The following is a 22,126-nucleotide window of genomic DNA, read 5'->3' on the forward strand; positions in this document are numbered from 1 at the left end:
GCGGGGTCACGGGCTCTCCTCGTCGAGGACCCGGTCCAGCACCCAGTTGTCGAAGCGGTGCACGACCGGTTCCTCGGCCGTGTAACAGCCCGGAACGCTGCTGCGCAGCCCGCGGTACTGCACCTCGACGATCTGGTTGTCCTCGTCCATGACCTGGTCCCAGCGGGCGTTGTACGCCTCGGCCAGCTCGGCGAAGTCGGGGCGGGCGACGGTCTCGCGGGGGAAGCAGTAACCGACTTCGGTGTGGAGCCGGCCGGGTGCGGTCGGGATTTTGCGGATCCACCACATGCAGTCGGGAGCTGTGACGATGAACGAGCCCGGGAGGACGGTGGAGAAATAGGTGCCCTCTTCGGCCGGCCCGTAAATGCCGGGGGTCCGGGGAAATCCCTTGCTGCGGGAGCCGGGATAGAGCGCGGGGGTGGGCTGGTCGGTGTTGACGACCGCGATCCACTCCCCCTGTGTCGTCGCGGCCGTCACCGGCTGCTCTCCGATGGACCGGCGATGGATGTGCTTGGTGTGCAGGGTCTCCATCTCGACCTCGCAGTACAGTTTCCAGTTCGTTGCGAGGTCGTAGCTCAGCCGGCGGACGCACACCATGCGTGACACCTGGTAGGGCGCCGCGACCCGCTCGGGATAGTCCCCGAGGTAGACATCCAGTGGGACGGGCGGTTTTGGGGAGACGTTCACGTAAATCATCCCGTGCCGTGACGCGCACGGCACGGGGGTCAGATTAAGCCCCAGATTTCCCAGCGCGGAGCGGGCGTACTCCGTTTCGGTGCCGGGCGCCATGAGCAGCGTCCCGTCCAGATCGTAGGTCCAGCTGTGGTACGGGCAGCGGATCGCCCGGCACGATCCCTGGCTTTCTCCGAGCAGTTCGGCCCCTCGGTGGCGGCACGAGTTGCGGAATCCCCGCACCCCGCCCTCGCGGTCCCGGATGACGATGACGGACTCACCGAGCAGTGTGGTCGTGAGGAAGGTGCCGGGCTCGGGGAGCGAGGTGTCCAGGTCCACGAAATGCCAGGCCGGGCGGAAGATCTTGGCCGTCTCCCGCTGGAACCACTCGTCATCCGTGTAACACCATGCGGGAAGCGTCTCGGCCTTTTCCCTGTTGCGCCTGACCGCATCGTAGCGAGCGGGAGAGAACAGGTCCGGTGGTGCGGCCATGCCGGTGTCCTCCTCGGTTTTTGCTGAAGTGTCCGATCCGTCACAGCACCTGTGCACCGGGGTAATTGCGCCGGCCGAACGGTGCCGTGACCGGCTGTCGGCCGTGATGAGCCGATGAGCCTTTGAGGGCTGTGCTGCAATTGTCAACGGGTTCGGACGGCGAGGGACAGCAAGAATCGAGACAGCTGCCTCCGGAAGAACGTTTTGTCGGTACGGCGCGCACAGGGCCGCGGCCCAAGTCCGGCCTGGTGGTCGCCCTCGCGGGGGATCGACGTTTTGCGCCGGGACGGCTTCGGCGCGCTGCCAGGAACGCCACAGCGCGGCGTAGATTCCGTCCTGGGCCAACAGTTCGCCGTGCGCTCCCAGTTCGACGACCTGTCCGTGCTCGACGGGGGCGATCCGGTCGGCGTCCTGGGCGGTGTGCAGCCGGTGGGCGATGGAGATGACGGTGCGGCCTTCGAAGACGGCCGCCAAGGCCTGCTCGGCGTGGCGCGCGGCGGCCGGGTCGAGCAGCGAGGTCGCCTCGTCCAGGATGACCGTGTGCGGCGCGGCCAACAGGATGCGTGCCAGCGACGGTTGCTGGCTCACCGCTGTCACCGCGCCAGCCCCGGCGGCCAAGGCCACCAGGTCGTGTTGTTACAGGCCCTGGTCGACGGCGCAGGAGATCAGATAGGGGGCACCGCCAGGCCGACCATCCACACCACGCCCAGCACCACGGTGTACAGCGCGCGGCGGGGCTGCTGACGCAGCAGCCATCCCAGGTAACGGAGCGGGCTGCGGACATCAGGGGTGCCGGGAGCGGCTTAGGGAGGCGACTGGGGCATGAGGGGCAGGCTGCCCATGGCCACTACAGCGACACGCGGGCCCAGCCATCTTCCGTACGCATGACAGTACGACGCGCTGCCCATCGGGCCGGGTGACAGCGTCGATCCGCACCGGGACCGGCGGGAACGATGACCGAAACCGGTGTGTCCACGGCCGTGTCACGGGGCCGGAAAGGTGCGTGCCATGGCGGTGTATCGGGTGACGTTCCGATGCGTACGGTACGGACGGCACGGCGCCACGCCGTCCTTGAAGATCTTTGTCCGGCGATCTCGCAGGTCACCAATTCACCGCGGTAAAGGATCTCCACCACGGCGCGCAGGAACGATTTGTCGAACGGTGGGCGCGGCTAGGGTTGGGGCTCTCTTCGTCTCGTGGAGGTGCCCGGACGGTGGCCGACAGCTTTGTTCACCTGCACAATCACACCGAATATTCCATGCTCGACGGCGCGCAGAAGCTTAAACCGATGTTCGCCGAAGTCGCACGCCAGTCGATGCCCGCCGTCGCGATGAGCGATCACGGCAACATGTTCGGTGCCTATGAGTTCCACCAGGTGTCCAAAGGCTTCGACGACGTCAAACCGATCATCGGCATCGAGGCCTACGTCGCCCCGTCCTCGCGCCGCCACCGTAAGCAGGAATTCTGGGGGCCGGGCGGGCAGCGCGCCATGTCGGACGACGGCGAGGGGTCGAAAGACGTGTCCGGCGGCGGCCGGTTCACCCACATGACGATGTGGGCCCGGAACGTCCAGGGGCTGCGCAATCTTTTCTACCTGTCCACCGAAGCCAGTTACAGCGGACAATTCCCGGCCGGCAAGCCCCGCATGGACATGGAGCTGATCGGCGAGCACGCCGAGGGCATCATCGCGACGACCGGCTGCCCCTCCGGCGCCATCCAGACGCGGCTGCGGCTGAACCAATACGCCGAGGCCCGCGAGGTCGCCGCTGCCTACCAGGACATCTTCGGCCGTGAGAACTACTTCCTGGAGCTGATGGACCACGGCCTGTCCATCGAACGGGACGTCCGGGACGGGCTGCTGCGCCTGGCCAAGGACCTGGACATTCCCCTGCTGGCCACCAACGACGCGCACTACATCCACGAGGACCAGGCGGACGCGCACGACAACCTGCTGTGCATCGGCGTCGGAAAGAACAAGGCCGACGAGAAGCGCTTCCGGTTCCAGGGCGGCGGCTATTACCTGAAGACCGCGCAGGAGATGCGCGCCCTGTTCTCCGAACTCCCCGGAGCGTGCGACAACACCCTGCTCATCGCGGAACGCATCGAGTCGTACAACGAAGTGTTCGACTACGTCGACGAGATGCCGCAGTACCCGGACGTGCCCGAGGGGGAAACCCAGGAGTCGTGGCTGCGCAAGGAGGTCCTGAAGGGCCTCGCCACGCGCTACGGCGATCCTGTCCCCGCCGAGGTCATGGAACGCTTCGAGACCGAGATGACGGTCATCGGGCCCATGGGATTCTCCAGCTACTTCCTCGTGGTCGCGGACATCTGCAAATACGCGCGCGACAACGGCGTGCCGGTCGGTCCGGGCCGCGGTTCGGCCACCGGCTCCATCGTCGCCTACGCCACCCGTATCACCGAGCTGTGCCCCCTGGAGCACGGCCTGCTGTTCGAACGCTTTCTGAATCCCGAGCGCATCAACCCGCCGGATGTCGACCTCGACTTCGACGACCGCCAGCGCGACAAGATGGTGCGCTACGTCACCGAGAAGTACGGCGACGCGTACACCGCCATGGTGAACACGTTCGGCAAGATCAAGGCCAAGAACGCGATCAAGGACTCCTCGCGCATCCTCGGCTATCCGTTCAGCCACGGCGAGCGGATCACCAAAGCGCTGCCGCCGGACATCATGGGCAAGTCCATCCCCCTGGACGGCATCTTCGACCCCGAGCACCCGCGGTACGGCGAGGCCGGCGAGATCCGGCAGATGTACGAGAACGAGCCGGACGTCAAGAAGGTCATCGACACGGCCAAGGGCGTCGAGGGGCTGACCCGCGGCACCGGTGTGCACGCGGCCGCGGTGATTCTTTCCAAGACCAAGCTGACGGACCGTATCCCGCTGCACATGCGGGCCGCCGACGGCGTGAAGATCACCGGTTTCGACTATCCGTCCTGCGAGGCCATGGGCCTGGTCAAGATGGACTTCCTGGGGCTGCGCAACCTGGGCGTCATCGACCACGCGCTGCAGAACATCCGCGAGAACCGCGGCATCAAGCTGGCCACCGTCGACCCGATGGACGGCGACCCCGGGAAAGTCGTCATCCCCCTCGACGACGAGAAGACCTTCGAACTCCTCGGCCGCGGCGACACCTTCGGCGTCTTCCAGCTCGACGGCGGCGGCATGCGCGCCCTGCTGAAACTGATGGAACCGTCACGATTCGAGGACATCGCGGCGGCCCTCGCCCTGTACCGGCCCGGCCCGATGGCCGCCAACGCGCACACCAACTACGCGCTGCGGCAGAACGGCAAGCAGGAGCCGGACCCGATCCACCCCGAGCTGAAGGAAGTCCTCGACCCGATCCTGGGCTCCACCCACCATCTGCTCATCTTCCAGGAGCAGATCATGGCCATCGCCCGGACCCTCGCCGGCTACACCCTCGGCGGCGCCGACATGCTGCGCCGCGCGATGGGCAAGAAGAAGCCCGAAGTGCTGGCCGCCGAATGGGAGAAGTTCCACGCCGGCATGCGGACGAACGGCTACTCCGAGGAGGCCGTGAAGGCCATCTGGGACGTCATGCTCCCGTTCTCCGGATACGCGTTCAACAAGTCCCACACCGCCGGATACGGCCTGGTCTCCTACTGGACCGCCTATCTGAAGGCGAACTATCCGGCCGAATACATGGCCGCGCTGCTGACATCCGTCGGAGATGACAAGGACAAGGCGGGCATCTACCTGGCCGACGCGCGCAAGCTGGGCGTCACCGTCATGCCGCCGGACGTCAACGAGTCCGTCGCGGAGTTCGCGGCCATCGGCGACGACGTACGCTTCGGCCTCCGTTCGGTACGCAATGTCGGCGACAACGTCATCGAGACCATCATCGCGGCCCGTAAGACCAAGGGGAAGTTCGCCTCCTTCGCCGACTTCCTCGACAAGGCCGAGCTGCCCGCGCTCAACAAGCGGGCGGTCGAATCCCTCATCAAGGCCGGCGCGTTCGACTCCCTCGGCCACACCCGTAAAGGGTTGACCGCCGCACACGAACCGGCCATCGACGCGGTCGTGCCGCTGAAGAAGGCCGCCGCGTACGGACAGGACGACCTGTTCGCCGGGCTCGGGGGCGACGAAGGCGGCGCGGAATCGGGATTCGGCCTCGATGTGAAGATCGACGAGAGTGAATGGCCGCGTAAGCAACTGCTCTCCACCGAGCGGGAGATGCTCGGCATGTACGTCTCGGCGCACCCGCTGGACGGCACCGAGCACATCCTCTCCGCCAACCGGGACACCACCATCCCCGAGCTGGTGGCCTCCGGCCGCACCGAAGGCGTGGTGCGCCTGTCCGGGCTGATCACCAGCATCCAGCCGAAGATGACCAAGCAGGGCAACGCCTGGGCGATCGTCAACCTGGCCGACCGGGACGGCACCATCGAGGTGCTGTTCTTCCCCGCCACCTACCAGCTCGTCGTGGGCGCCCTGGTCGAGGACAGCGTGGTGTCGGTCCAGGGCCGCATCAACGACCGGGACGGCACGGTCAGCATCTTCGGGCAGGAGCTGAACGTACTCGACATCACCTCGGCGGAGCGCACCGGTGCGGCCCCCGTGCAGCTCAGCCTCCCCTACCACCGCATCAACGAGCCCACCCTCAAGGAACTGAAGCGCATCATGGGTGCGCACCCCGGGGACAACCCCGTCCACCTCGCGGTACGCGGAGTGCAGAAGACGATCGTGTACCAGCTCCACACCATGGTGAATCCGGCCACGCTCGCCTCCGAGATCAAGGGCTCCTTCGGGCCGGACGCGTGGCAAGGCGTGGTGTGAGCGGCCCGGACCGCCCGGACGAAGAGACCCATCTGCGGTTCACCCCCTCCGTGCGCGCGAGGGCGGCCCCGGAGACGCGTGGCGGCGGAGTACGGCGTGCCGCGCCTGCCAGGTGGCCGAGCGGCTGCCGAACGGGGCGTAGTCGATCTCCAGGACGGTGAAATGGGGTGCGACCAGGGCGAGAAACGTCGGCTCGGCCATCCGGGAGGGGCCTCGCACCTGAGAGAGTTCCGTCTTCACGGTGGGGGCGCTCGCGCCTACGTGGATCCAGAGGCCACCCGGCAGGCAGACCCGCGCCATCGCCGCGACGAAGTGCCGTCGGTCCGTCATCTGCGGTAGGGCGTGCAGCACGCCCCGTTCCAGTGCCACCGGAAACGGGCCGAGCCGCGGTGGTAGGTGCGTGACGTCGGCCGTCGTGAACCGGACGGTCAGCGCCGCGGGCGTACGGGCGCGTGCCAGGGCGATCGCCCGTGGCGAGAAATCGCAGCCGGTGACCCGGTAGCCGTGCTCGGCGAGCCAGCGTGCGGTGGAGCCCAGCCCGCAGCCGACATCGATCACGTCCTCGGGTGGCGGCGCGTGCCGGGTGAGCAGGCGGGCCAGGGGCGCGGTGGGCGGCTCGTCCCAGACCGGGTCGCCGCATCGATAGGTCAGGTCCCATTCCTGTGCCGTCATGGGCTTCGGGTCCCGTGACTTTTCCATTGCGGGATGTTCTTCTTGTTCTTCCTGACGGTCAAGACCGGCGGGGCGGCACTGCTCCGCGCGGAAACGGAATGCTTGCTACGGGAATGTGTAACGGGTCGGCCACCGGCACCGCGCCATGACTGTTCATGGAAGTGACACGACGAACTCCGGGCGCCGTACGCCGAAGACCATATAAGGACGTGGCGAAATTACGCGACTCCTTCGGAGTTGTGGACTCCGGTGGCCCGGAACTACCGTGGACGGGAACCGCCCTGGTCGACGCGCACGCGGTGCGGCGCGAATTCAGCACGGAACCGATCTTCCATTCGGCACCTCACCATGTTCCCGCAAGGAGGGACCATGACCGCTCTGCAGCCCGAAGTGACCGTCGAGGACGAATTCTCGGAACTCGACGAACTGGAAGTGATTGACGCCAAGGAGCTGAAGCTCGGCGGCTCCTACCACGCTTATGTCTATATCGCCGCGGAGGACATTTACGGGACCGCTGACTGAGGTCCGGTGAGCCGTGCCGCGCGTACCGGCGGTGGACGCCGAGCCCGTCGACGTACTCCTCCTCTTTCCGCCGCAGACCGAGGCCAGGTTCTTTCCGTATCTGAGCCTGCCCTGTCTCACCGGTCATCTGCGGCGCCGGGGCCGGCGCGTCCACCAGGCCGACCTCAACATCGCCCTGCTCCACGAACTGCTGCGCAGGCCGCACCTGTTGGACGCCGCGGCGCGTGCCCAGGGCGGCGACGGTATGCGCGACTGGTACCGCAGGGAAATGGCCAAGGTCGTCGACAGCTATCTCACCGAAATCCGCGCGCATGTCATGCGGAAAGCGTCACCGGGTGATCTCGGTGCCGCCCGCTCGGTACGGCTCGCCCGGCAGGCACTCGAACTGTTCGTGCGGGACACCTTCCTGACATCGGTCTGGCGTGACCTCGACGCACTCGACCGCGCGGCACGGCGGGCGGCGGACCGGCCTCCCGCCGCCTCCGGAGCCGCGGTGGAGGTGCTCCACCGGCTGGTGACGGACCTGCTGGCCCGGCATCCGCCGCGGGTGGCCGGGCTGTCGGTGGCGTTCTTCAGCCAGCTCGGCCCCGCCCTCCTGATCGCCGCCTGGATCAGGGAGCTCGCCCCACGCGTCAAGATCTGCCTGGGCGGTCAGCAGATCATGCTCCGTGACGCGGACCTCGCGGTCCTGCCCGGCCTCCGCCGTACCCTCGACGCTCTGTGCTGGACCGCCGGGGAGGAACCACTGGAACGCTGGCTGGACGCCCTCGACGGAACGATTCCCCCGGCCGCGGTGCCCGGCATGACCTGGTTGCCACGCTCGGGGGCCGTCAGCCGCTCCCGTCAGCCACCGAGCCTGCGCTTCCACGACCTCGGGCCGCCCGACCACACCGGCCTGCCGGTCCGCTCGTACCTCAACGAGGGCTTGGAGGTGGCGATCGTCTCCTGCGTCGGCTGCTACTGGGGACGGTGCGCCTTCTGCGCGTACGGCAACCGGTCGCTGCCGCCCGGCCGGTACCAGCAGGCCACCGTGCGGCAGGTCGCCGACGCGGTCGAGACGGTGGTCCGGGACACCGGGACTCGGTTCGTGGCGATCGCGGACGAGAACACCAACCTGCGCCTGATCTCCAAGGCGATGCGCGCCGTACGGGAGCGCGGGGTGCGGGTGCGGTTCGGGGTCCGCAGTCGGCTGGAGCCGGGTCTGGCCGACCCGGCGTTCTGCCGGGCGCTGGCCGAAGTGGGCTGCGCGATGATCGCCGTCGGGTACGAGGGGACCTCGCAACGCCTGCTCGACCTGATGGACCGGGGCGTGCGCGCGGCCGACTACCAGCGGATCGTGGACACCGTCACCGGGGCGGGCATCACCCTGCGGCTCTCGGTGATGGGCCACGTCCTGGACGAGCGGCCGGAGGAATTCGAGGAGTCCCTGCGGTTCCTGGCCGTCAACGAGCGGCGCATCGGCATCGACGCGCTCGAACTCATGGTGCCCGAACCGGGCAGCAGGCTCGCACAGGCCCCGGAGCGTTTCGGGGTCTCACTGGACACCTCGGGCCCGCTGGCCGGGAACCCCGAACTGAGCTACCTCGCCGGCCGGGTCGGCTACCCGCTGACGGTCCACGGCGGTCCGACGCGCACCGAAGCCCTCTCCCGGCTGGAGCGGATCTTCCAGGTGGTGCGGCCCGGCCGGGCCAGCGCCGTCCACCCGCCGTCGCACCGCGCGGCGGCCCGGGGCGACTCCCGTCCGACCGGCCCGTCCGACGCCGCGCGGCCGTATCCGTGGGTACGTACCATGCCCGCCCGACTCGACACCGTGCCCGGCCGGACCGTCGTCGCCGACCTGGTGTGGGAGCAGTTCTACGCGCTGCCGCACCGTGACGTCGAACAGCACCCCGACGGCCTGCTCACGGCCCGCACCGCCCGGGGGCAGCGGCTGCTGGCGCGGCTGGTCGACGTATCGGCCGCCGAGCCGTGTCCGGCAGCGCCACCGAGCACGGCAGCGCCCTCAGGCCCAGCCGTGCCCCCGCACCCGGCAGCGCCCTCAGCCCCGGCATCGCCTCCGTACGCGGCAGAGCTCGCAGCCGCCCGGCGCACCAGGAGGCCGACGTGACCGCCACCTCCCCCACCACCGCACACCCCACCGACAGCGGAGCGACGCACCGGCTGGGTCTCGGCGTCCTCGTGGACATGCCCTGGTACGGAAAAGGCATCGGCGGGCGGGGCGCCGGGTTCGTGGACACGGACGACGGCGGCGACATCCACCCCCGGCTGAGGGCCTTCTTCCGGCGCCACGGCGGTGACTTCGCCTACGCGGCCCACTCGTTCCAGCCCCGCTCGCGCGCCCTCCCCCGGCCGGCCGACTACGTACGCGCCTACGACCGCTTCGGCCAGGCACTGCCGGCCGGCCTTCCCCGGGCCTTCCACCACACCGAACTCAACATGGGCACGCCCGAACGCTACGACCGCGGGCCGGCCGCCGAGTTCGCCAACCAGCTCCACGCCCGGTACGGCTTCGCCTGGGTCGTGGAGGACCTGGGGATCTGGAGCCTGCGCGGCTGTCCGCTGCCGTATCCGCTGCCGCCGCCGCTGACCGGCCCCGGCCTGGAGATCGCCACCCGCAACGCGGCGCAGGCGGCGCGGCTCCTGGTGCCGCCGTTGCATGTCGAGTTCCCCGGTTTCACCGAGGGCGGCTCGTTCGCGCTGGGCGGCCTCGACGCGTTCGAGTACTTCGCCCGGCTGGCCGACGACGCCGATGTGTGGGTGACGCTCGACGTCGGCCATCTGCTCAGCTACCAGTGGCTGCGCGGCCGCACCGGCCCGCACATGCTCGACGGGCTGGAGGCACTGCCGCTGCTCCGCTGCCGCGAACTGCACCTGTCGGGCTGCCAGATCGTCAGCGGAAAGTTCCGCGACCTGCACCACGGTGTGCTCCTGGACGAGCAGCTCGACCTCACCGCCCATCTGCTGCCCCGCTGCCCGCAGCTCCTCGGCGTCACGTACGAAGACCCGGTGTTCCGTGAGGACGGACGGCTGGTGGAGAAGTCGCGGCGCAACTACGAACGGCTCAGGGCGCTGGTCGCCGAGTGGCAGGGCCAGGACCGGGGGCCGTTGTGAAAGCGCCTCCCGGCCGGCCGCTGGACGGTCAGCAGCTCGCTGACCTGCTGATGCGGCTGCTGCTGGACGAACGCCCCAGACAGCGCCTGGCCGACGAGGGAGCCGCAGCAGTCGCCTCGGGGACTGGTGAGCTGGAGTGTCTGGCAACGGTCGATCTCTGCGAACTCGACAGTGCGGCGCGCCAGTTCCGCACCACCGTCTGGAAGCAAGGCAGGAACGGCGGCCTCGCCTCCGCGTTTCCACGCAGCCTGCGCCTCCTCGCGTCGGCGGGCGTCCGGGACGCGGAACTCCTCACCGGGTTCCTCCGCTCCGAAGAGTTCGGCAGGTTCCGGTTCCTTCCCTACGCCGGGCGCGGCCTGTCCGAGGAGGAGGCGTTCGCCGCGTACCTGATCGGCTTCGTCGCCGCGCACCCGGACCGGCTCACGGGCGCAGGCGTGGACGCGCCCGTCGTACTGCGCGAAACCGTGACGCACGAATTGATGACGGCCCTGTTCACGGCGCTGGTCTGCGAGCAGCCGCTGTCGTTCGACATCGCCGTCGAGGGGATCGTACGGACCGGGCGGGGCCATGCGGCCCTGCGCCGGTACACGCCCCGGTCCGTCGCCTCCTGGGCGGACCGCCCGGCCGCCGCCCGGCAGGACAGCGGGGAGCCGGTGGCCTACGCGTACTTCGCCACACCCGCCGGGGTCCGGCGCGGAGCCGTCTCCGCGCAGGTCGCCGCGGCGTTCGAGACCACCCCGTCGGCCGAGGGCGACGCCGCCCGCCGCGCGCTGTCCCGGCGCGGGCTGTGGTGAGGCCGCCGCCCACGCCGACGGGCCCGCCGGACGGCTCGGCCCGGCTAGGCCAGGAAGGGAACGGGCTGACATGCACATCGTGTTGGTGGACATGCCGTGGTCGGCGATCGACGCTCCGTCGCTGGCCCTGGGCATCCTCAAGCGCCGGGTCCACGACGTCTTCCCGGACGTCCGGGTCGACGTCGTGCACGCCAATCTCGACTACGTGGACTGGCTGACGGCGCGTACCGACTTCACGTTCGAGGAGTACGACTTCTGTGCCGGCTCGTACTTCTCCGGACACAGCGAGTGGATCTTCGCGGCCGCCCTCAACGAGCTGCCCCGCCGGCACGTCGCGGCGTTCAGCGAGTCCCTGGGCGAACGGGCTCCCGAGCCGCTGCTCGCCAAGGCGAGGGAACTGCACGAACTCGCACCGCTGTTCGTGCGGGAGACCGCCGCCAGGATCGCCGCCGAAGCGCCCGACGTCGTCGGCTTCACCACGACGTTCGCGCAGAACGCCGCCGCCCTCGCCACCGCCCGCGCGGTCAAGGCCGGCGCTCCGCACGCGGTGACCGTCTTCGGCGGCGCGAACTGCGACGGGCCGCAGGGCGCGGCGCTGCACCGGAACTTTCCGTTCGTCGACTTCGTCGTACGGGGTGAGGGCGAGGCGGCGTTCCCCCAACTGCTGGCCGCGCTCGGGGACGGCGGCGACCTCTCGGGGATCTCCGGCCTGTGCTGGCGGGACACGGAGGGCCGCCCCGTCGCCAACCCGATGGAGGCCAAGGCCCTGCCTCCGGCGGCGCTGGTCACTCCCGAGTACGGTGACTACTTCGACCGGCACGCACGCTCCACCGCGGGCGGCTGGGTGGAGCCCCGTATCGTCGTGGAGGGCTCGCGCGGGTGCTGGTGGGGAGCAAAGCACCACTGCACGTTCTGCGGGCTCAACGGATCGTTCATGGAGTTCCGCAGCAAGAACCCGCAGCGGTTCGTCGAGGAGATCCTCGGTCTGGTCGAGCGGTACCGCATCCTCGACGTGTGGGTCACCGACAACATCCTCGACATGGCCTATCTCGGCTCGATGGCGCCCCGGCTCCAGGAGTCCGGTTACGACCTGCGGCTGTGCTACGAGATCAAGTCGAACCTGCGGCGCGAACAGCTCCGCGTCCTCAGCGCGGCGGGCATCGGTTACGTCCAGGCCGGTGTGGAAAACCTCAGCAGCCGGGTGCTGAAACTCATGGACAAGGGCGTGACCGGCTGCCAGAACGTCCGGCTGCTGCGCGACGCGGAAACCGTCGGCATGAACCTGAACTGGAACTACCTCTACGGCTTCCCCGGCGAGGCGGAGGAGGACTACGACGCGATCTGCGACCAGGTGCCCGCCCTGCACCACCTCACCCCGCCCTTCAACGCCACCCGCATCAAGGTCGAACGTTTCAGCCCCTACTTCGACCGGCCCGAACTCGGCTTCGACGACCTGCGCCCCGCCGCCCACTACCACCACATCTACGACCTGCCCGACTCCGAACTCGCCGACCTGGTCTACCTCTTCGACTCCCCCAAACGCGGCATCTCCCCGGCCTGCCTGGTCCGTCTGCAGCAGGCCGTGAGCGGCTGGAAGGGCGCTTACGTGGAGTGCCGTCTCACCCACTGCGACCTCGGCGACCACATCGTCCTCGTCGACACCCGTCCCGGATTCGACTGGCACCTGCTCGACCTGACGGACCCGCTGGAGCTGACCGTCTTCCGCCTCCTCGACATGCCACACTCCCCCGCATCCCTGCTGCACAAGGCCGCGGCCCGCCACGAGGACGCGACCGGGGACCGGATCGGTGCGCTCCTCACCCGCTGGCGCCGCCTCGGCCTGGTCTTCACCGACGGGGGCCAGTACATCCATGTCGTACCGGCGGTCGCCAACCAGGACCTGATGCGCCTGGACGGCAGCCGTCTGCACAGCGCCGAGCCCCTGGCCCCGGCCCTCGCCGCCGCCGCCGGAGGTGTCCGATGAGCCCGCTCGCCGCGCCGGTGGCCCTGGCCCTCTGGAGGGAACGCGACCCTGCGGCCAGGGACATCCCGGGGGTGTACGCCGGCACGCTCGACCTGCTCGGCGATCAGGTCGAGGGCGCCGTGGCGGACTTCGCCGCCCACCACGTCCAGTGCGCCCGGCTGCCCCGGACCGTCGATCTGACGGACCGGGACGGCGCCGCCGCGGTGACGGCCCTCGTCGCCGTACGCGAACTCACCGCCTTCGGCATCGCCGTCGAGTGGACGTTACGCCTGCCCGGGGCCGGTGTCGTCGCCGGCATCAGCACCGGCGCACCGGCCGACTGGCAGCCACTCAGTCATCTCCACCCGCCCACCACCGTGTTCCGTGGCGACTCCAGCGGCTCCTTCGGCTCCGGCCGCGACATCGCCGTCCAGTGGCGCGACTCCTTCCACGCCGCCAAGTGCGGCTTCCGCCGCGGCCCCGGCTTCATCGAAATCCGCGACCGCCGCAGCGGCTCGTTCAAGCGCCTCGTCATCCGCACACACCAGCACGACCAGCTCATCCAGGCCCTGCTGCGCGGCGTGCCAGGGACCGACGTGCCCTCTTCGGTGGTCGCGAGGTATCTGCCATCCGGTCTGATCCACCGGGTGGGACGCTTCCTGTGGTGGACGCCGTACCGGATCCGCCGCTGGCCGCTCAGCACGACCATTCCGTAGGCAGCGGCCATTCCGTAGGCAGCCGGGTGTCCGGCGCACCGCCCTCGGGAGACATCGCGTCACCTGTTCGCAGCAGCACGCGTCCCTGCTGCTGCGCTCCGGGCTGGCCGCCAGGTGGCTGGCTGCCCCCCGACCGGGCCTCCTCGGACATACGGTCACAGCAGACCCAGGTCCCGGGCGCGCAGTGCGGCCTGGGTGCGGTCCCGCAGGGCGAGGCGGCCGAGGATGCGGGAGATGTGGTTCTTCACGGTGCCCTCGCTGAGGTACAACTGCGCGGCGATCTCCCGGTTGGTCCGTCCTTGCGCCACCAGGCGCAGGATGTCGATCTCGCGGGGGCTGAGGACGGCGCCCGGCTCCGCTCCGGGGCCCGGGCAGGGCAGGCAGGCGGCGAGGTGGTGGGTCACGGAGGCGTCGAGCTGGGTGACGCCCGCGTGCGCGAGCCGGACCGCGTGGGCCAGTTCGCCGGCCGGCAGGTCCTTGAGCAGATAGCCACAGGCGCCCGCGCGGAGCGCCTGGACGACGTACTCCTTGTCGTCGAACGTCGTCAGCATCACCACCCGGCACTCCGGCACCGTGCCACGCAGGACGGCGACCGCCTCGACACCGTCCATCCCCGGCATCCGGACGTCCATCAGCACGACGTCCGGGCACAGTTCGAGCGCCTTGGCGACGGCTTCGCGGCCGTCCACCGCCGTGCCGACGACCGTGATGCCCGGCCGGATGGAGAGCAGTGAGGCGATGCCGTCCCGGATGAGCCGCTGGTCGTCCACGACCAGTACGCGTACCGACGCCGCCACCTCGTTCATGTCACGCCTTCCTCGCGGTGGCCGCGCGGCACCGTCACCGTCAGCCGGGTTCCCCTGCCGGGGCCGCTGTCGATGTGCACGCTTCCGCCCACCAGGTGCACCCGTTCGCGCATCCCGACCAGCCCGAACCCGGTGGCGGCCCCGTTCGGGGTGAAGCCGCGGCCGTCGTCGGTCACCACAAGGCGTGCCGCGTCCGCAGCCAGGACCACCGCCACCGTGACCCGCGACGCCTGCGCGTGGCGGCGCGCGTTGGTCAGGCCCTCCTGTGCGGCCCGGTAGAGCGCGGTCAGCTCCGCCGGACCGTAGCCGTCCTCGGTGCCGTCCACCTGCACCGTGACGCGGGGCCGCTCCTCGCCGTCGCGCGCCAGGCCCGCGAGCATCGCCGTCAGCGACCTGTGCGACTCCTCGTCCCGCAGGGCCCGTACGGACTGCCGTACGTCGCCCAGCGCGCGCTTCACCGACAGTCGGGCCTCGTCGACCGCGCGCTGGGCCGAGTCGGGCTGCAGGACCCGGAACTCGGAGGCGATCTGCAACTGTACGGAGACGGCGGTGAGGTGGTGCGCGAGGCTGTCGTGGATGTCCCGCGCGAGGCGGTTGCGCTCGGCCGCGGCGGACAGTTCGGCGACTTGCGCGGCGTACCGCTCCAAGGCGCGCCGTCCGCGCTGTTCACCGATGGCGACGGCCGCCATGGAAAGCGCGAGGATGAGGCCGACACAGAGCATCAGCAGGTCGGACACGCGCTCCACCTCGCGGTGCCAGCCGGGCTCGGTCAGCGCGTAGCCGGTGAGGAGCCCGGCCACGCACAGCGCCGCCAGCGCGAGTGCGACGCCGCGTCCGTAGACGAAGTAGGCGGTGAACGGCAGGAGTACGAAGAGGGCCTGGGCCAGCCCTGACGTGTCGAGGGCGACCACTCCCGTGATCAGTCCGGTCCGCGCGGCCATCGGCAGGTACGCCCGGACGGGAATTCCGCGCCTGATTCCGCGCCGCTCCACGGTCTCCAGGGCGACCAGCACCGCGAGCCCCGCGGCGAAACCTGCCGTGCGCCAGAGCGGCGGGGCGGTGCCGGGGGCGAGACCGGCCAGCGTGTAGTAGAGACCGCCGACCAGCACCGCGGCGTACAGCAGGGGCGACACCCACGGCACCGGTACGTACGCTGCCATGCGCCCACCCCTTCCTGCCTGCTGCCCAGGCTAAGCGGGCGGCGGCCGGGGGGCGAGGGCGCGGAGCGGCCGCCGGCGGACGTGGCCGAGCGGCACGTGCCGGCCAGTTGTACGGCGGCGGTGCGTCAGTGACTTCCAGCGGTGGTTCTCGCCGTTCTTCACCTGCCGAGAACGGGCGGCGGCTCTTTACCGTTCTCGGTCCCGGCCCGCGGAGTGCTGGGCCGGGGCGGCCCTTCGACACCTTGGAGTGCACCGTGCCCACACCCTTGTCCGACCGGCTCACCTGCGTCGGTGTGCTGTCCGGCACCCTGTCCGGGCTCTTTGTCGCCCTGCCCGCGCTCGTCGAGGTCTTCACCGGGGAGACCGCGACGACCAGCTTCTTCCTCGCCCTGGCCCCCGCGCTCTCGCTGCCGTTGCTGGCCGCGCTGCACCAGCGCCAGAGCGCGGCCGGCGGTCGCTTCGGGGAGACGGCCTACGTCATCAGCCTCATCGGGCTCGGCCTGTTCGGCGGCGCCGCGTTCGCCTCGAACCTCGTGCTGTTCTACTTCGACGATGCGGTCGTCGAGAAGGCCCTGACGGGCCCGACGGTCCCCGCGTTCCTCGGCTCCGCGGCCGTCTTCGCCGTGAGCTGCGCGCTGTTCGGAGCGGCCCTGATCCGGGCCCGGGTGTTTCCGCGGGTGCCGTCCTGGGCGTACGCGACCCTGTTGCCCCTCTTCGCATTCCTGACCGGCCTGCCCGACTCCGCACTCACCAGTGCCCTGCACTTGGCGGTCGGCACCACCTTGATCTGGCTCGCCTCCGCCCTGTGGCAGCCCGCCGGGAAAACGACACCGCGGGCGGCTGCGCGCTCTTCGCTCCCCGGTCCCGGCTGAACCCGGCGGCGGCAGCCCCGGTGGCCGGGACTGCCGCCCCGCACCCGGCCACCCGGCCTGCCGAGCGCCGGCGTGCGCATCCGTCCATCGGAGGCGTGCGCCATCGCAGGACGGACGCCGCGCACGCCCCTTGTGCGCCGGTGGCGGCCGACGGAAAGTTGGTCAATGGTGAAAGTACCCCAGGCATAAGGCATCGGAAGTCAGGAGCTTCCTTCCCTATTGGTACTGGCCTATCGGCCGGTGGAGCAAGCGTGCGGTACGGCGGGATCCGGCGAGTGCTAGGGAAGGAATTCCATGTCGTCTCTGCGGTCGGCGCCACGAATCTCTGCGAGCACGACGTTCGCGGACTATGCGGTCACCACCGCCACACGTCTTCTCGGCAGCGCGGGCATGGAGGCCGAACAGGGCACCAGGGCACTACGGAGGATGCTGTCACCGTGGGGCGCGCGGCGGATAGGGACGCGTCCCGGCTGGCACTCGGACGTCTGCGCCGACGGTTCGCCGATCGAATTCTCCGCGGCCTTCTCGCGGGAGGGCCTGCAGATCCGGGCGCTCGTGGAGGCCTTGCCCGAACGGTCGGACCCGTCGTCCGCACAGAAAGCGGCGCTTGCTCTCACCCAAGGGCTGACCCGGGATTTCGGGGCCGCCGGTGACCGGCTGGCGGAGGTGTCGGACCTGTTCCTGCCGGACGAGGACCCCACCGGCTTCGCCATGATGCACGCCGCCGCCCTCGCGCCGACCGGCGACCCCGAGTTCAAGGTCTACCTCAATCCGCATGCCAATGCCGGCCTGACCGGCATCGAGCGGACGCGCGCGGCACTGGACCGGCTGGGTTTCACCAAGGCATGGGCGGCGGTCAGGGAATACGCGGGCCGGGGGTTCGACCTCGACAGAATCGTCTACTTCGGTCTCGACCTGACCGACGGCCCCGAATCCCGCGTCAAGGTGTACTTCCGTCACTACGACGCCTCTCCGGCGGAACTCGACGCCCGTATGGAGATCTCGCTGCAGCACGAGGCCGGATTCCTGGGGGCCTTCTGCCGTCAACTGACCGGCAGCGACAGTGAGGTACGTGCGCAGCCGCTGGTCAGCAATCTGACGTTCACGGCTGCCGGCGGAGACCAGCCGGTGTCCGCGACGCTGTACGTACCGTTGTGGCTGCATTCGGCGAGCGACCGGACCGTTCGCGACCGCGTCAGCGCGGTCATGAGGGAAATGGGTCTTCCCGTCGGCGGCTATCGGACGCTGCTGAACCAGATGGCCCGGCGCCCGCTCTCGTCCGGCCGTGGCATTCACACGTACGCGTCAGCGCGTGTGCAGCGCGGCCGGTCCCGACTGACCACGTACTGGTCGCCGGAACTCTACGACCGGTATCCGCCTGCCCGATACCAGCGGGGGTGAAGACCATGGCGCTGCCCGACGCGCCCCGGCCGACGTTCGACGACGCGCAGGTCCGGCCCGGTCTGCTGCGCCGGCGGTCACCGTTGCGCTGGGGCGCTCATCCGCCCGGAGTCATCCCGCTGACGGCGGCCGAGCCGGACTTTCCCGGCCCCCCGGTGGTCACGGACGCCATCATTGCGGCGGTCGCCGACGGTTACTTCCCTTACGCGTCGGCCACGGAATGCGGGGAGTTGCAAGAAGCCTTCTCCGACGTGGCCGAGACCCGTTATGGAATTGGCAGCCATCCCGACCGTGTGGTGCCGGCCCCGGGCACCGCGGCCGCGCTCTGGGGCGTGGTGCACCTCTTGTGCGGAAAGGGCGACGAGTGCATTGTGCTGGACCCGGTAGACCTGTTGTTCGGACAAGCGGTCGATGCCGCGGGGGCCCGGCGGGTCTACTGCCCGATGGACAAGATCACGGGCTCCCTGGACCCCGACCGGCTCGCCTCTCTCATCACTCCGCGCACCGCATTGATCTGCCTGTGCAATCCGCACAACCCGCTGGGCACCGTTTTCACCGAATCGACCCTCCGGGCGGTGGCGGAGACGGCGGGTGCGCATCGCATTCCGATCCTCTGCGACGAGGTGTGGAGCGAGATCGTGTATCCGCCCGGAAAGCACATCAGCCTGGCGAGCCTGGACACGGCGAACAGCCGACGCGTCTACACGGTGACCGGCCTGTCCAAGACCTTCGCGTTACCGGGGCTCCGGGCGGGATTCGTGATCGCCCCGACCCGGCGGGCGGCGGACGCGCTGCGGCGCACGTTCCAGCGTCTCGGCGCCACGTACAGCATGACCCCGCTCGCCCAGGCCGGCGCCCTGGCCGCCCTGCGTCACGGCTGGCCCTGGAGAGACGCCTTCCTGGAACACCTGCACCAGATACGGGACTACAGCGTGGACCGGTTGAACGCCGTCCCGGGAATTTCGTGCGGCCGCCCGGAGGGCACGTACGTCCTGTTCCCCGACGTGTCCGCCACCGGAATGACCAGCCGGGCGATGGGCGAATTCCTCCTGGCCCGAGCCCGGGTGGCGGTGGTGCCCGGCACACCGGAGTGGTTCGGCCCGGCCGCCGAAGGCAATGTCCGTATCAGCTACGCCACGTCCCGGGCGGTCATGGAAGAGGCGTTGCAGCGCATCGCGAGAGCCGTCGAAGAACACGTCACCGGTGGCCCGGTCCCGCTCCAGGCCACCGGAACGCAGCGGAAGAGCGCCCCTCCCCTACCCCGGGGAAGTCAGCCCCGCAGCCATGCCTTCAAGGAGTTCCACCACCCCGTACGCCTCCTTCGGGCGGGAACCGGCAAGGGCACCACCGACGACAGCGGCACAGCGGGCTCGGCCGCGGGCGCTGCGCCACCGTCCGGCCGGCTCCCCTGATGCCGCTCCTCGGTCTCCGCGAGGGCAGGGGCCGGACCGGCGGGCGCGGCGGACCCCGCCGACCGGGGCGCGGTGAACGCCACCGGAAGGCTGGTCAGGTGCCGTGTCATCCAGCCCGACTTCCAGCGCAGTTGCTCCTCGGGGATGCTCAGCCGTACGTCGGGGAGCCTCGCCAGCAGCGTGTCGATGCCGGTGTCGGCGATGGCGCGGCCGATGTTCTGGCCGGGGCACTCCTGAGGGCCGCTGCTGAAGGCGAGGTGCGAGCGGTTCCCGAGCAGCGGGACCGAGGGGTCCGGCCGGACGGCCGGGTCGTGGTTCCCGGCGGCCAGCGCGAGCAGCAGCATGTCCCCCGCCTCGATCTTCTGACCGCCGACCTCCGTGGCCACGGCGGCCCAGCGGCCGGGGATGGTCATCAGCGGCGGTTCGCTCCACAGCACCTGCTCCACCACGTCGGGCAAGGTCATCTGCCCGCCGGCCAGCGACGCGTGGCACCGGGGGTCGGTCAGCACCATCCGCAGGGTGCTCTTGAGGAGGTTGACCGTGGTCTCGTTGGCGGCGATGAGGATGACCCGCAGGTGGTTCCACACCTCCTCGTCGGTCAGCCCCGAGGAGTGCTCGATCAGCCAGGACGTGACGTCGTGGCCATGGCTGCCGCGCTTGCGCCGCACGAGTTCGGTGAGGGTCTCCACGATGAACGCGTTGCTGGCCACCGAGGTCTCGGTGCCCGCCACCATGTCCCTGCTGGCCGCGACCAGCCGCGGCCCGTACTCGTCGGGCATGCCCAGCAACTGCGTCAGGACGAGCATCGGCAGGTGTTCGCAGAACTCCTCGGCCAGGTCCGCCTCGCCCCGCTCGGCGAAGCCGTCGATCAACTGGTGCGTGAAGCGGGTGATGTGCCGCCGGATGCCGCGGCGGTTGAAGCGCTCCAGGCTGTCGGTGACCGCCAGGCGCAGCCGGTTGCGCTCCTCGCCGTCCAGGAACAGGCAGACCGGCTGCCAGGCGATCATCGGGAGCAGCGGGGAGTCCGGCGGGACCCGCCCTTCCCTGAACCAGCGCCAGTTGCGGGAGTCCCGGCTGAACCGGGCGGGGGTACCGGCGACCTCCAGGATCTCGCGGTACCCGAGGACGAGCCAGGCCGGGAGGTCGCCGTCGAGCAGGACGGGCGCGACGGATCCGTGCCGGGCGCGCAGCCGCTCGTACAGGCCCATGGGGTCCTCGGCCGCCTCGGGGCCGAAGAGCCGCGCCAGCCCGTCCGTGGCGCCGGGCCGGGCGTGGGCCGGGCACTGCGGCGGCGGGGCGGGGGCCCACGCGGTGCGGGACTGTTCGGGGAAGGAGGAAGTCACCGTCGCTCCGGGTTCGTCGTGGTGAGGGCGTGCAGATAGCGCATGAGGGTCAGCAGGCCGTCGCGGCTGGAGAGGCGTTCGCGGGCGTCGCAATCGATCACCGGCACCCCGTCGGGGATGTCCAGGGCCTCCCGGAGTTCGGACGCCGGGTACGAGGGGGCGTCCGGGAAGGCGTTGATGGCGACGATGAACGGCACCCCGCGTTCCTCCAGGCGGCCCATCACGTCGAAGCTGTCCTCCAGCCGCCGGGTGTCGATGAGGACCACGGCGCCCAGCGCCCCTTCGAAGAGCCCGTTCCACAGGAACCAGAACCGCTGCTGGCCCGGGGTGCCGAAGACGTAGAGCACCAGCTCGTCGCTGAGGGTGATCCGGCCGAAGTCCATCGCCACGGTCGTCTCGTTCTTGCGCTCGACACCGGCGAGGTCGTCCACCCCGGCGCCGGCCTGCGTCATGATCTCCTCGGTGGTGAGCGGCCTGATCTCACTGACCGATCCGACCAGGGTGGTCTTGCCGACCCCGAAGCCGCCGACGATCACCACTTTCACCGCGGTGGTGACCGAGGCCGGCAGGGTGTCCTCGTGCCGGGGGCCGACGACGGGTTCAGAGATTCTGTAGTCCATGCATCACCGCCTCCAAGAGTTCGACGTCGGGCAGCGACTGGGTCAGCGCCGACGCCCGGGCCTCGACGTGACCGCTCGCCAGGAGGTCCGTGAGCAGTACGGTGATCACGGAGACCGGCAGCCGGAGGTACGCGGAGAGTTCGGCGACGGACAGCGGGTAGTCGCATATGCGGACGATGGCGGCGAGTTCGGGCTGCGTCCCCGGGCCGGGTTCGTTGCGGCTCACGATCAGCGTGACCATGTCGAGGGAGGAGTTCCGCTCGGGCGCCTGCCGGCCGGACGTGATGACGTAGAGCCGCTCGGGGCCGCCCTCTTCCCAGGCCCGGTGCTGTTCCTGCTCCGGATCGCTCATGGGACCTGCCGGTCCGCCCGCGGCGGGCTGCTGAGATGCTGCCCGATCCGGGCGACCAGATCACGCATCCGCTGCCCTATGAAGCCGGCGTCCACGTCGTCGTCGGCGAGCACCGCCAGATAGGCTCCCGCGCCGGCCGCCATCAGGTAGAAGAACCCGCCGTCGACCTCGACGACGACGAGTTTCATCCGGCCGTCGCCCCGGGGGAATTCCGAGGCGATCGCCGCCGACAGGCTCTGCAGTCCGGCACAGGCGGCGGCGAGGCGGTCGGCGGTGTCGTTCTCCGTACCGAACTGCGCCATGCACAAGCCGTCCGAGGACAGCACCACGACATTCCGGGTCTGCGGGACGCTGGACGCCAACTCCTCCAGCATCCAGTCCATGTTGAGCCGCTGCTTTGTCGCC

Annotated in this window: 17 protein-coding genes and 2 pseudogenes; 10 read left to right on the plus strand and 9 right to left on the minus strand. The window is 70.0% G+C overall.

The genetic code is table 11. From position 1 onward, the window contains the following. Positions 1–6: 6 nt before the first annotated feature. Together EJG53_RS42030 and EJG53_RS42035 are read right to left on the minus strand one after the other, a co-directional pair. Entirely contained in the window at positions 7–1,164 is a 1,158-nt protein-coding gene (locus EJG53_RS42030; protein ID WP_244955572.1) for an aromatic ring-hydroxylating oxygenase subunit alpha, read from the minus strand. Positions 1,165–1,467: 303 nt separating this feature from the next. Then, a pseudogene (locus EJG53_RS42035) lies at positions 1,468–1,755 on the minus strand (ABC transporter ATP-binding protein); the annotation flags it as partial. Positions 1,756–2,377: 622 nt separating this feature from the next. On the opposite strand from EJG53_RS42035, the gene dnaE reads away from it, so the two are divergent. Next, entirely contained in the window at positions 2,378–5,977 is a 3,600-nt protein-coding gene (gene dnaE, locus EJG53_RS01530) for a DNA polymerase III subunit alpha (protein WP_167515016.1), read from the plus strand. Between the two features lie 39 nt (positions 5,978–6,016). On the opposite strand, the gene EJG53_RS01535 is transcribed toward dnaE, so the two are convergent. Beyond that, positions 6,017–6,676, minus strand: a complete 660-nt coding sequence (locus tag EJG53_RS01535) for a class I SAM-dependent methyltransferase (protein ID WP_125043179.1) — start codon at positions 6,674–6,676, stop codon at positions 6,017–6,019. Between the two features lie 342 nt (positions 6,677–7,018). Between EJG53_RS01535 and EJG53_RS40535 the strand changes: the two genes are divergently transcribed. From EJG53_RS40535 to EJG53_RS01560, 6 genes are all read left to right on the plus strand, one after another. Then, positions 7,019–7,171 carry a hypothetical protein gene (locus EJG53_RS40535; RefSeq protein WP_154806351.1) on the plus strand — a complete coding sequence of 51 codons (153 nt, stop codon included), beginning with the start codon at positions 7,019–7,021 and terminating at the stop codon, positions 7,169–7,171. Positions 7,172–7,184: 13 nt separating this feature from the next. Next, on the plus strand, positions 7,185–9,278 hold the full coding sequence (locus EJG53_RS01540; RefSeq protein WP_125043181.1) for a B12-binding domain-containing radical SAM protein: 2,094 nt from the start codon (positions 7,185–7,187) through the stop codon (positions 9,276–9,278). After that, the gene (locus EJG53_RS01545) at positions 9,275–10,282 is read left to right on the plus strand and encodes a multinuclear nonheme iron-dependent oxidase (RefSeq protein ID WP_244954915.1); all 1,008 of its coding nucleotides are present in this window, start codon (positions 9,275–9,277) and stop codon (positions 10,280–10,282) included. Before EJG53_RS01540 ends, EJG53_RS01545 begins: the two co-directional genes overlap by 4 nt. After that, complete coding sequence (locus tag EJG53_RS01550) at positions 10,279–11,076, plus strand: hypothetical protein (RefSeq protein ID WP_125043183.1); 798 nt, start codon at positions 10,279–10,281, stop codon at positions 11,074–11,076. Before EJG53_RS01545 ends, EJG53_RS01550 begins: the two co-directional genes overlap by 4 nt. Before the next feature lie 70 nt (positions 11,077–11,146). Beyond that, positions 11,147–13,060, plus strand: coding sequence for a RiPP maturation radical SAM C-methyltransferase (locus EJG53_RS01555; RefSeq protein WP_125043185.1), 1,914 nt, complete (start codon positions 11,147–11,149; stop codon positions 13,058–13,060). Continuing rightward, positions 13,057–13,755, plus strand: a complete 699-nt coding sequence (locus tag EJG53_RS01560) for a DUF5825 family protein (RefSeq protein WP_125043187.1) — start codon at positions 13,057–13,059, stop codon at positions 13,753–13,755. The genes EJG53_RS01555 and EJG53_RS01560 overlap by 4 nt, the downstream gene beginning before the upstream one ends. Before the next feature lie 155 nt (positions 13,756–13,910). On the opposite strand, the gene EJG53_RS01565 is transcribed toward EJG53_RS01560, so the two are convergent. After that, complete coding sequence (locus EJG53_RS01565) at positions 13,911–14,561, minus strand: response regulator (protein ID WP_125043190.1); 651 nt, start codon at positions 14,559–14,561, stop codon at positions 13,911–13,913. After that, positions 14,558–15,721, minus strand: coding sequence for a sensor histidine kinase (locus tag EJG53_RS01570; protein WP_125043192.1), 1,164 nt, complete (start codon positions 15,719–15,721; stop codon positions 14,558–14,560). Before EJG53_RS01570 ends, EJG53_RS01565 begins: the two co-directional genes overlap by 4 nt. Before the next feature lie 254 nt (positions 15,722–15,975). On the opposite strand from EJG53_RS01570, the gene EJG53_RS01575 reads away from it, so the two are divergent. From EJG53_RS01575 to EJG53_RS01585, 3 genes and pseudogenes are all read left to right on the plus strand, one after another. After that, positions 15,976–16,593 (plus strand): hypothetical protein, encoded by a 618-nt coding sequence (locus EJG53_RS01575; RefSeq protein WP_174856353.1) that lies wholly within the window; start codon positions 15,976–15,978, stop codon positions 16,591–16,593. 390 nt (positions 16,594–16,983) lie between these two features. After that, a complete protein-coding gene (locus tag EJG53_RS01580) occupies positions 16,984–17,994 on the plus strand; it encodes a tryptophan dimethylallyltransferase family protein (RefSeq protein WP_244954916.1) in 1,011 nt (336 codons plus the stop codon). Positions 17,995–17,999: 5 nt separating this feature from the next. Beyond that, positions 18,000–19,157, plus strand: a pseudogene (locus EJG53_RS01585) (pyridoxal phosphate-dependent aminotransferase); the annotation flags it as partial. Between the two features lie 107 nt (positions 19,158–19,264). On the opposite strand, the gene EJG53_RS01590 reads toward EJG53_RS01585, so the two are convergent. From EJG53_RS01590 to EJG53_RS01605, 4 genes are read right to left on the minus strand one after another with little or no spacing between them, the layout of a single operon-like run. Continuing rightward, complete coding sequence (locus EJG53_RS01590) at positions 19,265–20,749, minus strand: cytochrome P450 (protein ID WP_125043196.1); 1,485 nt, start codon at positions 20,747–20,749, stop codon at positions 19,265–19,267. After that, positions 20,746–21,369 carry a GTP-binding protein gene (locus EJG53_RS01595; protein WP_125043199.1) on the minus strand — a complete coding sequence of 208 codons (624 nt, stop codon included), beginning with the start codon at positions 21,367–21,369 and terminating at the stop codon, positions 20,746–20,748. Before EJG53_RS01595 ends, EJG53_RS01590 begins: the two co-directional genes overlap by 4 nt. Continuing rightward, positions 21,350–21,721: a DUF742 domain-containing protein gene (locus EJG53_RS01600; protein WP_125043200.1), complete on the minus strand. Its 372-nt coding sequence runs from the start codon at positions 21,719–21,721 to the stop codon at positions 21,350–21,352. The genes EJG53_RS01595 and EJG53_RS01600 overlap by 20 nt, the downstream gene beginning before the upstream one ends. Beyond that, a complete protein-coding gene (locus tag EJG53_RS01605) occupies positions 21,718–22,104 on the minus strand; it encodes a roadblock/LC7 domain-containing protein (protein WP_032926094.1) in 387 nt (128 codons plus the stop codon). Before EJG53_RS01605 ends, EJG53_RS01600 begins: the two co-directional genes overlap by 4 nt. Positions 22,105–22,126 lie beyond the last annotated feature (22 nt).

Origin of the sequence: Streptomyces chrestomyceticus JCM 4735, assembly GCF_003865135.1 — a bacterium.
Taxonomy (GTDB): Bacteria; Actinomycetota; Actinomycetes; order Streptomycetales; family Streptomycetaceae; genus Streptomyces; species Streptomyces chrestomyceticus.

Excerpts from the sequence above, each read along its gene's own strand:
- EJG53_RS01600 (WP_125043200.1), bottom strand. The coding sequence starts at position 21,721 with ATGAGCGATCCGGAGCAGGAACAGCACCGGGCCTGGGAAGAGGGCGGC.
- EJG53_RS42030 (WP_244955572.1), bottom strand. The coding sequence starts at position 1,164 with ATGGCCGCACCACCGGACCTGTTCTCTCCCGCTCGCTACGATGCGGTC.
- EJG53_RS01570 (WP_125043192.1), bottom strand. The coding sequence starts at position 15,721 with ATGGCAGCGTACGTACCGGTGCCGTGGGTGTCGCCCCTGCTGTACGCC.
- EJG53_RS01580 (WP_244954916.1), top strand. The coding sequence starts at position 16,984 with ATGGAGGCCGAACAGGGCACCAGGGCACTACGGAGGATGCTGTCACCG.
- EJG53_RS01595 (WP_125043199.1), bottom strand. The coding sequence starts at position 21,369 with ATGGACTACAGAATCTCTGAACCCGTCGTCGGCCCCCGGCACGAGGAC.
- EJG53_RS01560 (WP_125043187.1), top strand. The coding sequence starts at position 13,057 with ATGAGCCCGCTCGCCGCGCCGGTGGCCCTGGCCCTCTGGAGGGAACGC.
- EJG53_RS01565 (WP_125043190.1), bottom strand. The coding sequence starts at position 14,561 with ATGAACGAGGTGGCGGCGTCGGTACGCGTACTGGTCGTGGACGACCAG.
- EJG53_RS40535 (WP_154806351.1), top strand. The coding sequence starts at position 7,019 with ATGACCGCTCTGCAGCCCGAAGTGACCGTCGAGGACGAATTCTCGGAA.
- EJG53_RS01555 (WP_125043185.1), top strand. The coding sequence starts at position 11,147 with ATGCACATCGTGTTGGTGGACATGCCGTGGTCGGCGATCGACGCTCCG.
- EJG53_RS01535 (WP_125043179.1), bottom strand. The coding sequence starts at position 6,676 with ATGGAAAAGTCACGGGACCCGAAGCCCATGACGGCACAGGAATGGGAC.
- EJG53_RS01605 (WP_032926094.1), bottom strand. The coding sequence starts at position 22,104 with ATGGACTGGATGCTGGAGGAGTTGGCGTCCAGCGTCCCGCAGACCCGG.